Annotated in this window: 11 protein-coding genes; 8 read left to right on the top strand and 3 right to left on the bottom strand. The window is 59.9% G+C overall.

Features of this window, described 5'->3' with window-relative positions:
* The first annotated feature begins 2 nt into the window (after window positions 1-2).
* The 6 genes from pelF to MJA45_RS25540 all read left to right on the top strand — a co-directional run bounded on the left by pelF (window position 3) and on the right by MJA45_RS25540 (window position 7,125).
* A complete protein-coding gene (gene pelF / locus MJA45_RS25565; protein WP_315604720.1) occupies window positions 3-1,448 on the top strand; it encodes a GT4 family glycosyltransferase PelF in 1,446 nt (481 codons plus the stop codon).
* A complete protein-coding gene (gene pelG / locus MJA45_RS25560; RefSeq protein ID WP_315604719.1) occupies window positions 1,390-2,919 on the top strand; it encodes an exopolysaccharide Pel transporter PelG in 1,530 nt (509 codons plus the stop codon). Before pelF ends, pelG begins: the two co-directional genes overlap by 59 nt.
* Before the next feature lie 281 nt (window positions 2,920-3,200).
* Window positions 3,201-3,344: a sporulation histidine kinase inhibitor Sda gene (gene sda / locus MJA45_RS25555; protein WP_315604718.1), complete on the top strand. Its 144-nt coding sequence runs from the start codon at window positions 3,201-3,203 to the stop codon at window positions 3,342-3,344.
* Between the two features lie 260 nt (window positions 3,345-3,604).
* Window positions 3,605-4,768: a phosphotransferase gene (locus MJA45_RS25550; RefSeq protein ID WP_315604717.1), complete on the top strand. Its 1,164-nt coding sequence runs from the start codon at window positions 3,605-3,607 to the stop codon at window positions 4,766-4,768.
* Window positions 4,769-4,819: 51 nt separating this feature from the next.
* Entirely contained in the window at window positions 4,820-5,623 is an 804-nt protein-coding gene (locus MJA45_RS25545; protein ID WP_315604716.1) for a cobalamin-binding protein, read from the top strand.
* Entirely contained in the window at window positions 5,620-7,125 is a 1,506-nt protein-coding gene (locus tag MJA45_RS25540) for a cobyrinic acid a,c-diamide synthase CobB (RefSeq protein ID WP_315604715.1), read from the top strand. The genes MJA45_RS25545 and MJA45_RS25540 overlap by 4 nt, the downstream gene beginning before the upstream one ends.
* A gap of 148 nt (window positions 7,126-7,273) precedes the next feature.
* Here the strand turns inward: MJA45_RS25540 and MJA45_RS25535 are convergent, their stop codons facing one another.
* The 3 genes from MJA45_RS25535 to MJA45_RS25525 form a co-directional block, all read right to left on the bottom strand.
* On the bottom strand, window positions 7,274-7,789 hold the full coding sequence (locus MJA45_RS25535) for an HPP family protein (protein ID WP_315604714.1): 516 nt from the start codon (window positions 7,787-7,789) through the stop codon (window positions 7,274-7,276).
* 186 nt (window positions 7,790-7,975) lie between these two features.
* Window positions 7,976-8,272, bottom strand: coding sequence for an acetyl-CoA acetyltransferase (locus tag MJA45_RS25530; protein WP_315604713.1), 297 nt, complete (start codon window positions 8,270-8,272; stop codon window positions 7,976-7,978).
* A gap of 87 nt (window positions 8,273-8,359) precedes the next feature.
* Window positions 8,360-8,929: a DNA-3-methyladenine glycosylase I gene (locus MJA45_RS25525; RefSeq protein ID WP_315604712.1), complete on the bottom strand. Its 570-nt coding sequence runs from the start codon at window positions 8,927-8,929 to the stop codon at window positions 8,360-8,362.
* Between the two features lie 126 nt (window positions 8,930-9,055).
* Between MJA45_RS25525 and MJA45_RS25520 the strand changes: the two genes are divergently transcribed.
* Together MJA45_RS25520 and MJA45_RS25515 are read left to right on the top strand one after the other, a co-directional pair.
* Complete coding sequence (locus MJA45_RS25520; RefSeq protein WP_315604711.1) at window positions 9,056-11,833, top strand: sensor domain-containing protein; 2,778 nt, start codon at window positions 9,056-9,058, stop codon at window positions 11,831-11,833.
* A 221-nt stretch (window positions 11,834-12,054) separates the two neighbouring features.
* A complete protein-coding gene (locus tag MJA45_RS25515; RefSeq protein WP_315604710.1) occupies window positions 12,055-14,988 on the top strand; it encodes a SpoIID/LytB domain-containing protein in 2,934 nt (977 codons plus the stop codon).
* Window positions 14,989-15,066 lie beyond the last annotated feature (78 nt).

Below are 15,066 nucleotides of genomic sequence, written 5' to 3'. Positions count from 1 at the left end.
CCATGAAAATAGGCATCATTGCCGAAGGCAGCTACCCTTATGTAAGAGGCGGCGTTTCGAGCTGGATTCACATGATTCTGGAAAGCATGCCCCAGCATGACTTTCATCTTATTTCCATTTCGTCGGGGCCGCGCACGCCGGCTGACCGCAAGTATGAGCTTCCGGCCAATGTGACGGGAATCACGGACCTTATTCTGGAGACAGACAAAGAGAAGATTCCTTCCGGAGAGACCCGGCTTACCCCGGAGGAAGAAAGCGCGGTCCGGTCCTGGCTTATGCTGGAGGAAACGGATGGAGAGGCTCTTAAGCTCATCGGAAGCCGGGAGAAGATGGGCGGTCCGAAAGGTTTTTTTGAAAGCCGGGCGTACTGGAGAATAGTGAAGGACGCTTACCGCAAGGAGAACCCGTCGTCCTCCTTTCTCGATTATTTCTGGATGTGGCAGTCGATGTACACCCCGCTGATCGCCCTGGCGCAGAATCCGCTTCCTTCTCTGGATCTTATCCACGCCGTGTCCACCGGATACGCCGGTCTTCTGGCTGCTCTCATCAAGCAGCGGCAGGGGATTCCTTTCTTGCTGACCGAGCACGGGATTTACTCCCGCGAGAGGGAAGAGGAGATTCTGCAGGCGGCTTGGGTACCGGTTCCTTACAAGCAGCGGTGGATCCGCTTCTTTCACCAGCTTTCGAAACAGGCTTACCGGCAAGCGGACGACGTGATCACCCTGTTCGGCCGCAATTCCCGCTACCAGCTGGAGGCGGGAGCTCCCGAAGAGAAGCTGAAGGTTATTCCGAACGGCATCCCGTTCGAGAAGTATGCCGGCCTCCGGCCGCAGGGAGGGGGAGACACCCTGGCCATCGGCATCATTGCCCGCGTGGTGCCCATCAAGGACATCAAGACCCTGCTGTATGCGGCCAAAATGATCAAGGACCAAGGCATTCCCTTCCGGCTTACCGTCATGGGGCCGACGGAGGAGGATGAAGCCTATTATGAGGAATGCCGGTTTCTTATCCGTACGCTTGAGCTGGAAGGGCAGGTGCAGTTTACCGGCAATGTCAAGATTCTGGAGTATTTGCCGCGGTTCGATCTGCTTGTGCTGAGCAGCATTTCCGAAGGGCAGCCGCTGTCGGTGCTCGAGGGTATGGCGGCCGGAATTCCGCATGTGGTGACGGACGTCGGCTCCTGCTCGGAGCTTATAGAAGGTACGGAAGGGGATCCGTTCGGTCCGGCCGGCTTCGTCGTCCCGCCGGTCAATCCGTCCAAGCTTGCCGAGAAATGCATCTGGTTTCATTACAACCGGGAGGAAGGCCGGAAGCTTGGCGAGAACGGCCGACGCCGGGTACAGGCCTATTATTTGACCGCGGACGTGATCGGGCAGTATGAGGCTTTATATGAACGAAGGGGAGAAGAATATGGCCGGAATCGGATTTCACCTGAAGTCCCTATATGAGAAAGAAACCTTTTCATCCCGTGTAAAAGCTTACGGCTATGCCGGTTTTATTACGGCAGGGCCCTGGCTTAGCATGGTGTTATCGATAGCGGTCATCGGGTGGATGCTGCAGGCGTATCATCCGGTGCCTTATGCGGAGAAGGAGCTGTTCCTGCTGAGCGTCTCCTACAGCTTTATCTTCTCTCTCATGCTGCACGGGCTCGTTCAGCTGGTCCTGACCCGCTATTTGGCCGACCTGCTCTACGAGAAGAGAGATAAGGAGGTTTTCGCCGCTTTTCTCGGGAGCTCCAAGCTGGTCGGCTCGGCCGCTCTACTGATCGGCACGGTCTTCTGCCTGTTCTCCCCGCTGCCACTTCTGTATAAAGCGGTGCTGCTGGCCTTGTTCCTCACCGTAAACCTGATCTGGCTTCTGATGGTATTCCTGACAGCCGCCAAGTTCTACCAGGCGGTCGCCTATGCATTTGTTGCCGGTACGGGAACCGGGGCCGTCCTTGCCTTTCTTTTTACCCGGTACGCTTTGTTTCCGTCAACGGAACACGGGCCCGCCTTGAACCAGCTGGCCGGCTTCACAGCCGGCATGGCGGTGACCCTGGTCTTCCTCTTTCAGACCTTGGTCCGGACCTTCCCGGAGCGCGGGACGGAGGGACAGTTTGCTTTCCTGGCCTACTTCGACAAGTATCCAACGCTGGCCGCCATTGGTTTCCTGTACAATGCCAGCATCTGGGTGTGCAACTGGGTAATCTGGTACGGAGAGGGGTCCTTTACGGTTGCTTCCACCTTTCGTTTCCATACGGCGAACGACAGCGCCATGTTCTGGGCATACCTGACGATTATTCCTACGCTCGTCTCCTTCCTTATTTCAGTGGAGACGCGGTTCTACCAGAGCTACCGGCAGTTTTTCGGCCAGGTGAACAACGGGGGGACGCTGGAGCAAGTCGAGCAGGCAAGGGACGGCCTATACGATGTTCTAAAGAAGGAGCTCGGCAAGCTGCTCCGCAACCAGGGCTTGGTGTCCCTGGCCATTATCGGAACCGCCGGGTTCCTCACCACGCTTATGAATGTGAACGGCGTCTTCGTGTCCCTGTTCCGGTTTACGGTCGTGGGTGCCTTCGCGAACGCCATGCTGCTTGTGATCATGCAATTGATGCTGTATTTCGATGACCGCCAGGGGGCCTTGCGAAGTATCATGGTCTTCTTCGGCTGCAATGCGGGCTTGTCTCTCCTGTTTCTGCCCTTAGGGTATCGGGGGTATGGTTTGGGATTTGCCCTGGGTTCCACGCTGGCTTTAATCTATGCCGCCATTCGGTTCGCGGAATATTTGAACGAAATCGATTATTACGTTTACTGCCGCCCCGGGGAAAGGGAAAGGCCGGCCGGCCGATTCCATCGCTTGGGGGGATGGCTGGACAAGAAGGCGGCTCCGGAGAACCGGTGGTCCGCGACGGATCAACCGAAGGGATACGCCGGCTAAGCGGGGGAAAGGCTGAAACGGGGCAATGGCGGGAGAAGGGGCGAACATCGTTTCGCCTCTTCTCTCATTCTATCAACGCGCCAAAAAAATATTTTTTGGGCTTCTGTGGACCTATTAGCTTTGTGGATAACGTTGCCCACATTATACACACGCATAAAAGATGGACTTATCCCCGTTACCAACAGCCTATCAACAGGTTTTCCACAAAAGCCTGTGGATAAGGGAACAATTGTTCTTATTTCCAAATTATGATAGAGTAGCAAGCAAGGAGGGTGATGCTCATGGGCTTGCTGAATGACGCCAATCTGATTGAAGCCTATCGAAAAGCGATTGAACTGGAGCTGGACGAAGAGTTTATCGACATGCTTGAGACGGAAGTCAGAAGACGCCGGCTGCACTTGGTCTTGACCCGCAGCGCGATGTAACCCTGACCCTTTTGCCGACAAGACGCCTAAGCGCATTAGTCATGGGATAATGCCGCTTTTGAGAGCCCTTCATGTGGATGACGTACAAGCCCGGCCTTGTCCGGGCGTAACGACCTTAATCTTTCATGCGGCTAATAACCATGACGAAGCCTGCGGGACTGCCTGCGGGCTTTTTTTTGCCGGTAAAGGTGTCCTGAGCCTAAGGAGTTTGATCCGGTCTTATATAGAAAAAATGAGAGGAAGCAGAAGGGGGAAAGCTTGTGGCAGTTATAGATAGTCCGAATATTCCATCCGCTCGTATCCAGCGTCTCGTGCGGGTGCAAGCCGATCAGAATTCTGCCGTCCTTGGCGAATGGAGCTGGGAACGGTTAAACTGGATGGCCTCAAACAGGGTGACGGGTGGACTTTACCGCTTAAGAGGGACTGCATCCGTTGGGGGAAACCATTTCGCCTGGTCCCTGGTAGGCAAGCATATCCTTCCGTCGGAGGAGACGGACAGCTGGACCCACTACTGCTGCTGGAGGCGGGAGCCGGAGCTATACCGGTCAGGCCTGTTGGACCGTCTTCCCCAACCAGTTCGGGCCCCTGTGTGCTATGGAGTAGAGGAGGAACAGGACGGAACGTGGTGGATTTGGATGGAAGACGTGGCGAATACGGAAGAAGAGTCCTGGACGGAGGAGCGCTATCTGGAAACGGCCTGCTTGCTAGGAAGGTTCAACGGGGCCTATGGTAGTCGACAGCCTCTTCCGGATGAGCCTTCGCTGTGCCGGGGCTTCCTTGCCTCCTGGATTAGGGAGTGCGACAGGTTCGATAACGGCTCCGCCCTTGAGAGGAGCACCTGGAACCATCCCCGGCTGAAGACGATATTTCCGGCGGATATGTATGAGCGCTACGCCAATTTCAGGAGATTCCGTCCGGAGCTGCTGCATGTGCTAAGTCTCCTGCCAAAAGTATTTACACATAATGACGCCTGGAAGCCGAATCTATTTAGGGGAAGAAGCGGAGAGTTGATTATGATAGACTGGTCCAATGCGGGAATCGCGGGAGTCGGGGAGGAGCTTGGGCGTTTCTATGGCCTGAGCTTGAATCATGGTTTGGGAGCGCTCGAGGATAAAGAAGCGTTCGCCAGCCGGCTCTCGGAGCAGTACACGCTTGGACTGGAGCAGGCGGGCTGGAAGGGCGATCCGAGGTACCCGCGGATAGGCTTCCTGGCATCGGCCGGGATCCGGTGCGGGATGATGGTGCCTAAGCTTACGAATCAGCTTTTGGTGCTGGACGATGAAGCTTCCGTCCCGCAGACTCTCATGGAGCGGTCTCACGTGGCCGTTCATCTGCTCGGCTTAGCGGAGGAAGCGATGCGGCTCGCGGAAGAGTCAGAGCTCTTCCGCAACGGTATCGTTGAGGACTTCCGTAATCGAAAATAGATTGCATTGTTATAAACCAGTGTGAGTTACTTACACGGAAAGGAGCCTGACATGCGCATTGTATCGCTGTGCCCGAGCAACACCGAAGCGCTGGCCTTCCTGGGCCTGGAGAAGCTGCTCGTCGGCACGGACAATTATTCGGATTGGCCGGAAGGCGTCCGGGAGCTTCCCAAGCTCGGACCCGACCTGGATATTGACATGGACCGGGTGGAGGCGCTGAAGCCGGACCTTGTCGTCGCTTCGCTGACGGTTCCCGGCATGGAGAAGAACGTCGAGAGGCTGGTCGAAAGGGGGCTGCCCCATCTCGTGCTGAGCCCCAATAAGCTCGACGATGTGGCGGATAATCTGCTTACCTTGGGGGAAGCGACGGGACGCCAGGAGGCCGCGGGCCGGGCCCACGAGGCCTTCACGGAGACCATCCGCCGGTACCGGGAGATCAGCCGCCGGGCGGAGTCCCGGCCGAGCGTTTATTGGGAATGGTGGGCGAAGCCCGTCTTCACACCGGGCGGGGGCAACTGGCTCACCGAGCTGACGGAGCTGGCCGGGGGGCGCAACCTGTTCGCCGACCGGCCCGAGCCGAGCGTCCGCTCGACGTGGGAGGAGGTTGCGGAGCGGCAGCCCGATCATATCGCGCTCGCCTGGGTAGGCATCCGGCCGAAGCTGGTCAAGCCGGATACGGTGCGGGCAAGGCCCGGCTGGGATGCCCTGGAAGCGGTACGCCGGGACCGGATTCATGTAATGGAGGAGGCGCTCTTCTGCCGGCCTTCCCCCCGGCTGCTGGACGGGCTGAAGAAGCTGGCCACCGTGCTTCATCCGGAGCTGTACGGACCAATGAAGGGAGGAGAGCCGATATGACGGAGAGTAGGGAGTGGAACGGCCGGAGAGCCCGCAGCAACGAGGAAACCGACCGGGACGAAGCGGGACCGGATGCGGGCGGAGGGAGCCGGCGTCTGGTGGTGGCGGCGCCCAGCAGCGGTTCGGGCAAGACCACGGTCACCTTGGGCCTGATGGCCGCACTGAAAAACCGGGGGTACGAGGTGCAGGGCTTCAAGTGCGGCCCGGATTACATCGACCCGACTTATCATACGGCCTTGACCGGTCGGCCTTCCCGCAACCTGGACAGCTGGATGACCGGCCCGGAGGCGGTGAAGGAAATCTACATACGGGGCAGCCGCGGGGCGGATATTTCCGTGATCGAGGGCGTCATGGGCCTGTTCGACGGGAAGAATCCGCGCTCGAACCAGGGCAGCACGGCGGAAATTGCCATGCTCCTTGACGCCCCGGTGCTGCTGGTGGTCGACTGCTCGGCGATGGCCCGCAGCGCGGCTGCCATTGTTAAAGGCTTTCAAACCTTCGCGGAAGGCCTTCGCGTGGCCGCCGTCATCGCGAACCGCGTCGGTAGCATTGGCCATTACCGGATGGTCCGGGAGGCCGTCGAGCAAGAATGCGGCATCCCCGTAGCCGGGTATTTGCGCCGCGAGGACGCCGTCTCGATCCCCGAGCGGCAGCTCGGGCTTATTCCGTCGATCGAGCGGGGCGACTGCGACGAGCTGTTCGGCCGCCTCGGCTCGCTGGCGGAAGCCCACCTGGACATGGAGCTCCTGGTCCGGCTGTCCGAAGGAGCCCCGGTGCAGGCGGAACCCGTCCTGTTCCGCGGCGAGCCGCAGGAGCCCCGCGTCCGCATCGCCGTGGCGAAGGACGCCTCGTTCTCCTTCTACTACCCGGAGAACCTGGAGCTCCTTGAGCATTACGGAGCGGAGTGCGTGTATTTTTCGCCGCTTGCGGGAGAGCCGGTACCGGAAGGAGCGGACGGGCTGTACCTGGGCGGCGGGTTTCCGGAGGAGTTCGCCGGGCCGCTCTCCGAGCATGCGGAGGCGGCCGCCTCCATCCGGAGGGCCGTCGAATCCGGCATGCCCGCCCTGGCCGAATGCGGCGGCTTCATGTACCTGACGGAGAGCCTGGCCGATACGGAAGGGCGCGAGCATGCGATGGCCGGTCTGCTGCCGGGCCGAGTCCGCATGCAGACGAAGCTGGCCGCGCTCGGGTACCGGACCGTACGCGGCCGGGAAGGGAACTTTCTGCTGCCGCCCGGCGAGGAGGCCAAAGGGCACGAGTTTCATTATTCCGTGCATGAGCGGCCGGACGAAACGGACCTGCCCCCGGCCTATGAAACGGAGGGTCTCTTCGGCTCGAAGCAGGAGGGTTTCGTAAAGGGCAGCCTCGCCGCAGGCTACACGCACCTCTACTTCCCTTCGAACCCGGGCATCGTCGAACGGTGGATCGAGGCCTGCCTGCGTTACCGGGCTTCCGCCGTTCCCACCGGAAGCCGTTCCCCCGGAACAGCGCCGCTCCGCTAGCCTATAGCCGATCCCGCCTGCCGGGACCACGACAATAAGCGCCTTCCCGTAACGAACGGGAAGGCGCTTTTGCCATTATACCGGTGCGGCGGCATCCGGCTTAAGCGGAGAAAGCCCGCTGCTCCAGCCGGCCGGCGGATGACCCCGGCTACAGCCCGTCCTGCTTCAGGCGCGGGGTGGCCGGGCCCTCCTCGCTCGGAGCGAACCAGGCCTTCCCGGCCATGAGCCGGACCAGCGATACGCTCCAGGCCTCCAGCCACAAGGCGGCTGCGATAGCCAGCATCAGCCCGAGCAAGGTGACGGCCACGGCCACGGGAAAGGACCAGACTGTATCCGGATGGGCGAAGAACGGAACGAGCGAGAGGGCGAGAATGGGCGGAGCGTTCCATTTCAGCCGGGTCATCAGCCACACGGTCAAGAGCGAAGTGCCGAGAAAGCAGAGCAGCCCGGACGAGAGATGATAGGTTACCGAGCTGATCGTGGACACCAGGACCGCTCCCGCCACGACCTTTCCCAGCTCCCGCAAGTGGAACGTCCGGTGCATAAGGAGAAAGGAAAAGGCGCCGAGAGAGGGGTAGAAGAACCAATGCAGCGTCCCATAGTGGACGGAAAGCCAATAGATTAGAAGCAGATAAAGGCAGATGACTAAGGTTTTGCTGTTCATGACACGTTCCCATCTTATGTATAATGATCCTTTACCACTTTAGTCTATAGGACTTTACTCCGTCAATGGGAAAAAGCGACCTTCTTGGCCGCCGGAATTCTTCTCGGGGCCTGGCCGCTTGAATAAAGGGGGCAAGGCCCCTCCCGGAAAGGCTCTGCCCCGGGTTAGGCCATTACGCGGTATGCCTTAGAGCAGCAGCAGCGTGATGACGAGCAGCTCATACAGCACGAGCGGCAGGATGACGTTGTTGTAATAGAGCGACCGGGCACCGGGAGTCGGCACCTCCAGGTACAGGTGGCCGCCGTCGATTCCGGCGACGGTTCCTTCGTACACCTGACCGTCGATCGTCTGGACGCGGATATGGCGGTTCATGCAGCTTTGGCCGAGGGAGTACATTTGGTCTCGTTTAGATTTCAGCGTTTGGGTAACGGCCGGGTCGGCTTGATACAGCACCTGCGGCTGTCCGTAAGCGGTTGGATTCATGGGGGAAGCACCTCCGAAGCATATGGGTTGCTCCATTCTATGCATTCGCCCAGAAAAGGTGCCGGGAAGGACGGGGGGCAGGGGGCTTTATTCCTCAATCAGGCCCGTCCGCTTAAAACACGTCTCCACATGATCGTCGATCAAGCCGGCGGCCTGCAGGAAGGAATAGCAGATGGTAGAGCCGACGAAGGAGAAGCCGCGCTTCTGCAGCGCCTTGCTGAGGCGGTCGGACAGCTCCGTCCGGCCGGGAACGTCCCCTTGGGTCGTCCAGTGATTGACGAGGGGAACTCCCCCGGTAAACGCCCAGATCCAATCGGAGAAGGGGCCTTCCTCCTTCTCGAGGGCGAGATAAGCTTGAGCGTTGCGGACCACGGACCGGATCTTGAGGCGGTTGCGCACGATTCCCGGGTTGTTCTGAAGCTCCTCGAGCTTCTCCTCCCCGTAGCGGCTCACCGTCCCGGGGTCGAAGCCGTCGAAGGCCACGCGGTAAGCCTCCCGCTTCTTCAGAATGGTATACCAGCTTAATCCGGCCTGCGCTCCCTCGAGACAGAGTAGCTCGAACAGCTTCCGGCTGTCCCTTACCGGGACCCCCCATTCTTCATCATGGTAACGGATGTACAGCGGGTCTGTGTTGACCCAGCCGCAGCGGTGAAGCATCGGTTAACCGCCTCCTTCGTTTTCGCTTAGTTTATCACATTCGGCCAGCAGGTAGGAAAAGGAAGAAATCTGTCGAATACCTTCTCTGAACGCTTACTTAACCGACTGACAAGGAGATTATTCATCATGGTTGACCAGCCTGTGGCCATTGCCTTTCTGCTGTATCTTCTTCCTTCGTTCTTTCTGCTGTACATTGCTTCGGAAATTTACACCCGAAACCGCCAGGGACGGGTTAACCGGACCGGTGCGTTTTTTGTGCTATGCTTCTGCGTGTTTTTCCTCACTTTGTTTCTCGCGGCCGTCTCCCCGGAGGAGATGGCGGAAGGGCTGTACCGCACTTTTCTGATCCCTTCGCTGTTTCTCGCCGTCGGGGTCGGCATGAAGTTCTTTCTCTATCTGGGCAAAATGTCCCTGCCTGTCCCCCGCACCGTTCTCCCTCTGCTGTACTATGGGCCGTCGCTGGCCATGCTGGCCATTGATTGGTCTTCCGGGGCTTTCCTAAGAGACCTTAAGAAAACGGGCATCTGGATAAAGCCGGAGTACGGCCCCCTTTTTCCTTACGCCCTTTCCTTTCTCATTCTGTACACCTCTCTTCAGCTTCTCATGATTGTCGCCGGCATGCGCCGTTCGGGGGACAAACAGAAGGGCTATTACCGGATTCTGCTTGCCGCAAGCTTCTTTACCCTGGTCTGGGGCTTCACTGTAGCCGTAGCGGGGAGGCTTTTTCCCGGCCTGCTGGAGGGGGTGGAGCTATCCGGCCATTCCTTTATCGGCTGGGCGTTCGCGGTGCATCTCATCATGGCCAAGCATGAGTTTCTTCCCTTTGAAACGAAGAAATACGAAAGGCTTTTTCAGCTGTCTCCCTTTGCCATCGTCCTTCTGAACGAACAGGCGGGCATTGTCGAGATGAACCCCGCTGCGAAAAGGATGGCGGACAGCTTTGGCGGAACGGACGGGGAGAAGGTGTTGGATCCTTTGTTTCCCCGCCTGCAGGAAGAGGTGCTCGACAAGCTTCGGCAATCGTTCCAAAGCCGGGAAACGGAGGATAACCTGGAAGTCACCGTCACCTGCCGGCCCGGCCGGCCCGTCACCTTAAAGGTCGACTCCGCTTATATCGAAGCCGACGAAGAGGTGTTCAAGTATTACGTTGTGCGGGATGTGACGAAGGAGAAGGAGCTCGAACGCCAGCGCGCCGAGTCGGAGAGAAGGTATCGGGAAACGGCCGAGCGCCTGGAGGTGGTCTCCGTTACGTCCAATGACGGCGTGTGGGACGTGGATTTGATCCGCCAGCAGGTCTTCCTCACGGGTCGGCTCTTTCACCAGCTCGGACTGGTGGACCGGGAGCATCCGATTGCGTCCTGCGCAAAGCTGATACACGGGGAGGACCTCCCGCGCATCCACCGGACGGCGTGGGAGCAGATGGGGGAAGACCAGCCGATCTCCCTGGAGTTTCGGATCCGCAAGCAGGAAGGCGGCTATGCGTGGGTCTCGATCACCGGGCGCGGGATAGCGGGGGATGGAGGGCGGACGGTACGGCTGATCGGCTCGATCAAAGACATCTCGGAACGAAAGCAGGCGGAGGAGCAAATCCGCCATCTGGCGTACCACGATACGCTGACGGGCCTTCCCAACCGGGGGCTTTTTCATAAGGAAATGAACGGCGCGCTCGAGACGGCCCGGCGCGAAGGCCGGGTTATGGCGCTGATGCTGCTCGACCTGGACCGTTTCAAGATCATCAACGACAGTCTGGGGCATGGGGCAGGAGACGAGCTGCTGAAGCATGTGGCCCATGTTCTGGAAAGCCGGATCGGGCCGGCCGGTACGGTCGCCCGGCTCGGGGGAGACGAATTCGTCATCCTGCTTCCCCGGCTGAAGGAAGAGGAAGCAGCCCTGGATACCGCGAACGCCTTGTTGAATGCTTTTCGGGACAAGCCTTTCGCTTTCGGGGGAACGGAGTGGTATCTTACCTGCAGCATGGGAATCAGCTTTTACCCGAGGGACGGGAGCGATACCAGCGTGCTGCTCAAGAGCGCCGACATTGCCATGTACCGGGCCAAAGGGCAGGGCACCAACCAGGCGGTCGTCTTCGACGCGGGGATGAGCGTAGAGGCCGAGGAACGCCATTTGCTCGAGAAGGAGCTTCGCAAGGCGCTCGAGCAGGAAGAGTTCGAGGTGCATTACCAGCCCTTGATGAGCACCCAGACAGGCGAGATCAGCGGGGCCGAGGCGCTGTTAAGATGGAACTCGCCAAAGCGGGGCATGGTTTCTCCGATGAATTTTATCCCGATCGCGGAGGAAAGCGGGCTGATTCTTCCCATCGGCCAGTGGGTCTTGAACCGGGTATGCCGCGAGATGAAGCAGAGGGAGGCGGAGGGGTGGCCCCCGGTAACCGTGTCGGTCAACTTGTCCCCTCTGCAGTTCGACCAGCCGTATTTGGTGGAGCAGATCCACTCGGTGGTGACGGAGCACGGTCTGGAGCCGTCCCGGCTGTGCCTCGAGATCACGGAAAGCATGACGATCCAGCACGTGGATGCCTGCATAGACAAGCTTCATAAGCTGAACGAGATGGGCATCCGAACCGCTGTCGACGATTTCGGAACCGGCTACTCCTCTCTCTCGCTGCTCCAGAAGCTCCCCATCTCCTTCATCAAAATCGACAAATCGTTCGTTCAGGAAGCCGGAGCTTCCACTCCTCTCGTGGAGAGCATGATTTCACTCGCCCACAGCCTGGGGCTTGGGGTCGTAGCGGAAGGAGTGGAGACGGAGGAGCAGCTGAATACGCTCCGCCGGCTGGGCTGTGACTTTACCCAGGGTTATTGGATAGGGCGGCCGGTTCCTTTGGATACGTTTAACGCCCGGTTTCCGACAGGGAAGGTGCCCCTTGGAAACGGCAGTTTACGCTAGCCGAATCGAAGGAATCCATACGAAAGACCGGGGGCTCACTTGTTCGCAGAACACCGTTTCTTCCCGAAGCGGTGTTCTTTTTATATGTCCAGGGCGAATCCTGTCGATTAAAATTTAATTTCACCGGATAAAAATGTATTGAAATTAAATTTCAATGACGTTAAAATAAATGGGTGTGTAAGCGTTATCATATTCTCGATTTATTCCAAAGGAGTGAAGCCATGAAGTTGTTTCCAAAGCATTTGTCCCGCCGCATCCTTCCGGTTCTGTTGACCGGAGCTTTGATGGGCGGCGGTCTGCTCCCGGCCGGCTTGGGGAGCGTTCCCCCGGCCTACGCCGAGAGCGCCGGAGGCCTGTCCGTTATCCAGCCGGCCGCTTCTCTAGTGACGGATCCCCTGCACGAGAAAATCATGGCCAAGAACCCCGCCGCCGGCACGATCGAGCTGGAGCTGACGGGAACGCTGGCGCTTGCCCCGGGCTATCTCGTCCAACAGACGCTGAACGGGCAGACCCTGACCCGCTCGCTTGCCGATGTCATGGTGGGGGCCGCCAACGTGACGGTGACCCGCGATGAACAGGGACGGGCCGCGAAGCTCGTCATCGAGGGCGAGACGCCGGCCGACCGCATGCGGGTGGGCATCCGCCGGGATATTGCCAACATCGCGGACAATTCCACGTTCGATCATACGCGGCTCGATCTCCAATCGAAGGACGGCTACCGGCTTCTCGACAAGAGGGCCGGCCGCAGCTTCGACATCGCGCCCGGCAAGCTCGCCGCCTTCACGATCGTGGATGGCGTTACCGTGGTCACCGTAGACGGGACCGAGCTGTACCGCACCGCCAACCGGCTCTACGCCGAGCAAAAGGACCCGAATGCTTCCCTGCTGCAGATCATGACCTTCAAGCGCGCTCAGGGGAACCCGCTTTACCGCGGTACGCTGGAGCTCTCGCTTACGGCGGCGAAGGACAAGCTCCGGGTTGTCAACGATGTGACGCTGGAGCAGTATCTGTACCAGGTGGTGCCGAGCGAGATGCCGGCCAGCTTCGGCCGGGAAGCGCTGAAGGCCCAGGCGGTCGCGGCGCGGACCTATGCGCTGACGGATTACTACAGCTCCCGGTTCGCCGACCGGGGCTTCCATATCGACGACAGCACGCTCAGCCAGGTGTTCAACAACAGCGCGGAGAACGACCTGACCACCCAGGCGGTCAACGAAACGGCCGGCCTGATCATGAAGAGCGGAGGCAGCCTGGTGGATGCGCGCTTCTATTCGACCTCCGGCGGGTTCGGGGCCTCCAAGCATGAGGTTTGGTCGGATACCGGAAGCAATCTCTTTCCGGGGACCCCGATTCCGTACCTGACGGCCAAGAGCTATACCTATGACCCGTCAGACCCCGCCCGGATGCTGGCGCTGGACATGGCAGATGAGAACGCGGTCAACGCCTTCTACAAAACTCTGTCCTACACCGGGTATGATTCGGATTCGCTTTATTTCCGCTGGAAGGTGGGCCTGACCCGGCAGGAGCTGGAGACCACCATCAACAAGAACCTGGCCGACCGCTATGCGGCCGATCCGGCCTTCATTCTCACCAAGCTGCCGGACGGAAGCTTCGCGTCGAAAGCCATTCCGGCCGAAGGCATCGGAACGCTCCGGAATCTGTACGTGGCGAAGCGCGGGGCGGGAGGCAACGTGACGGAGCTCGTGGTGGAAGGGACGACAGGCACTTATAAGATCATTAAGGAATTTAACATCCGGTTCACGATCCGTCCTTCCAAAACGTACACCCTCGGTCCGGACATCCTTGCTTACCGGGCGAAGGGGGGCTCCCTGGATTACGATCCGGCCGGAACGCTCAAAAATCCTTCGATTCTGTATTCCGCCTTCTTTACTTTCGATCTGGCGAAGGATGCCGCAGGAGCGGTTACCGGCGTAACCTTCTACGGGGGAGGCAACGGCCATGGCGTCGGAATGAGTCAGTACGGGGCGTCCGCTCTGGGAGCGAAGGGCTGGAAGTTCGATCAGATTCTGAACGGCTACTACAGCCAAATGCAGCTCGTAACGGCCGCCGGCCAGCCTTACGAGGTGCGGGCTCTCGAGCTTGGCGGGCTCGGCCCGATGAATCCCGGCGAAACCCGGCAGGCTCAGGTGAAGGCCGTCTATAACGACGGCTCCCGGGTGGATTGGACCGCCGGGGTCACCTTCACGAGCAGCCGTCCTTCCGTGGCGGCGGTGAGCCAGACCGGTCTCGTAACGGCCATCGGCTATGGCGAAACGCTGATCACGGTCCGCTACGGCGATCTTTCGGCGGCTTACCCGCTGTCCGTGTCGAGCCGCGCCGTTTCGCTCGAGATCAGCGGCCTCGCGCCGATGACGGCCGGAGAGACCGCCCAGGCGACGGTAACGGCGGTCTATGCCGACGGCTCCCGCCACGCGCTGACGTCCGGCGTGGCCTTCACGAGCAGCAGCCCGCAGGTCGCGGAGGTGGAGGCAACCGGGACGGTCCGCGCTTTGAGCCACGGGCAGACGGTCATCACGGCCGAATTTGAAGGAAGATCTGCGGCGTATTCGCTGACGGTTTCGCCGGCGCTGACCGGCCTCACCTTAACGGGTCTGGCGCCTATGAGGCAGGGGGATACCGCTCAGGCGGTCGTGTCCGCCGTCTACTCGGACGGATCGTCGGTTCCGCTGGCCGGAGGCGTCACGTTCACGAGCAGCCAGGCGTCCGTTGCGGCGGTGGACGAAGCGGGACGGGTCACGGCTCTCGCCAAGGGAGAGACGGAGATCACGGCGAGCTACGGTGGGAAGACAGTCTCTTACCGTCTGGCCGTCACGGCTTCTCTGGTCGGGCTGCGGGTCGACAAGCTGCATCCCCTTCAGACGGGGGAGACCACCCAGCTGAAGGTGTGGGCGCTGTATTCGGACAACGCGGTCCAGGAGGTGACGGTGCAAGCCGTCTGGACGAGCAGCCGTCCGGAGGTGGCAGCCGTGGCTCCCGGAGGCCTCGTGACCGCCCTTGGCAAAGGTAAAACACAGCTGACCGCTGGTTATGCCGGAAGCCGGGCATCCGAGGAGCTGGTCGTCACGAAGGCTCCGAAGGGCCGTTCCTCCGCCGGGAATGCCGAGGAAGAGCCGAATGGAGTGGAAGAAGACCGGTAACCGGCTTGGCCCGGCCCGGGCTCGCAGCTGGTGCCATGCCGGATGGTGCCCAAGGGGCTTCCCGGCATAAGCCAAAAA

Origin of the sequence: Paenibacillus aurantius (genome assembly GCF_032268605.1) — a bacterium.
GTDB lineage: Bacteria > Bacillota > Bacilli > Paenibacillales > NBRC-103111 > Paenibacillus_AO > Paenibacillus_AO aurantius.
This window is presented reverse-complemented; position numbering and strand designations above follow the sequence as displayed.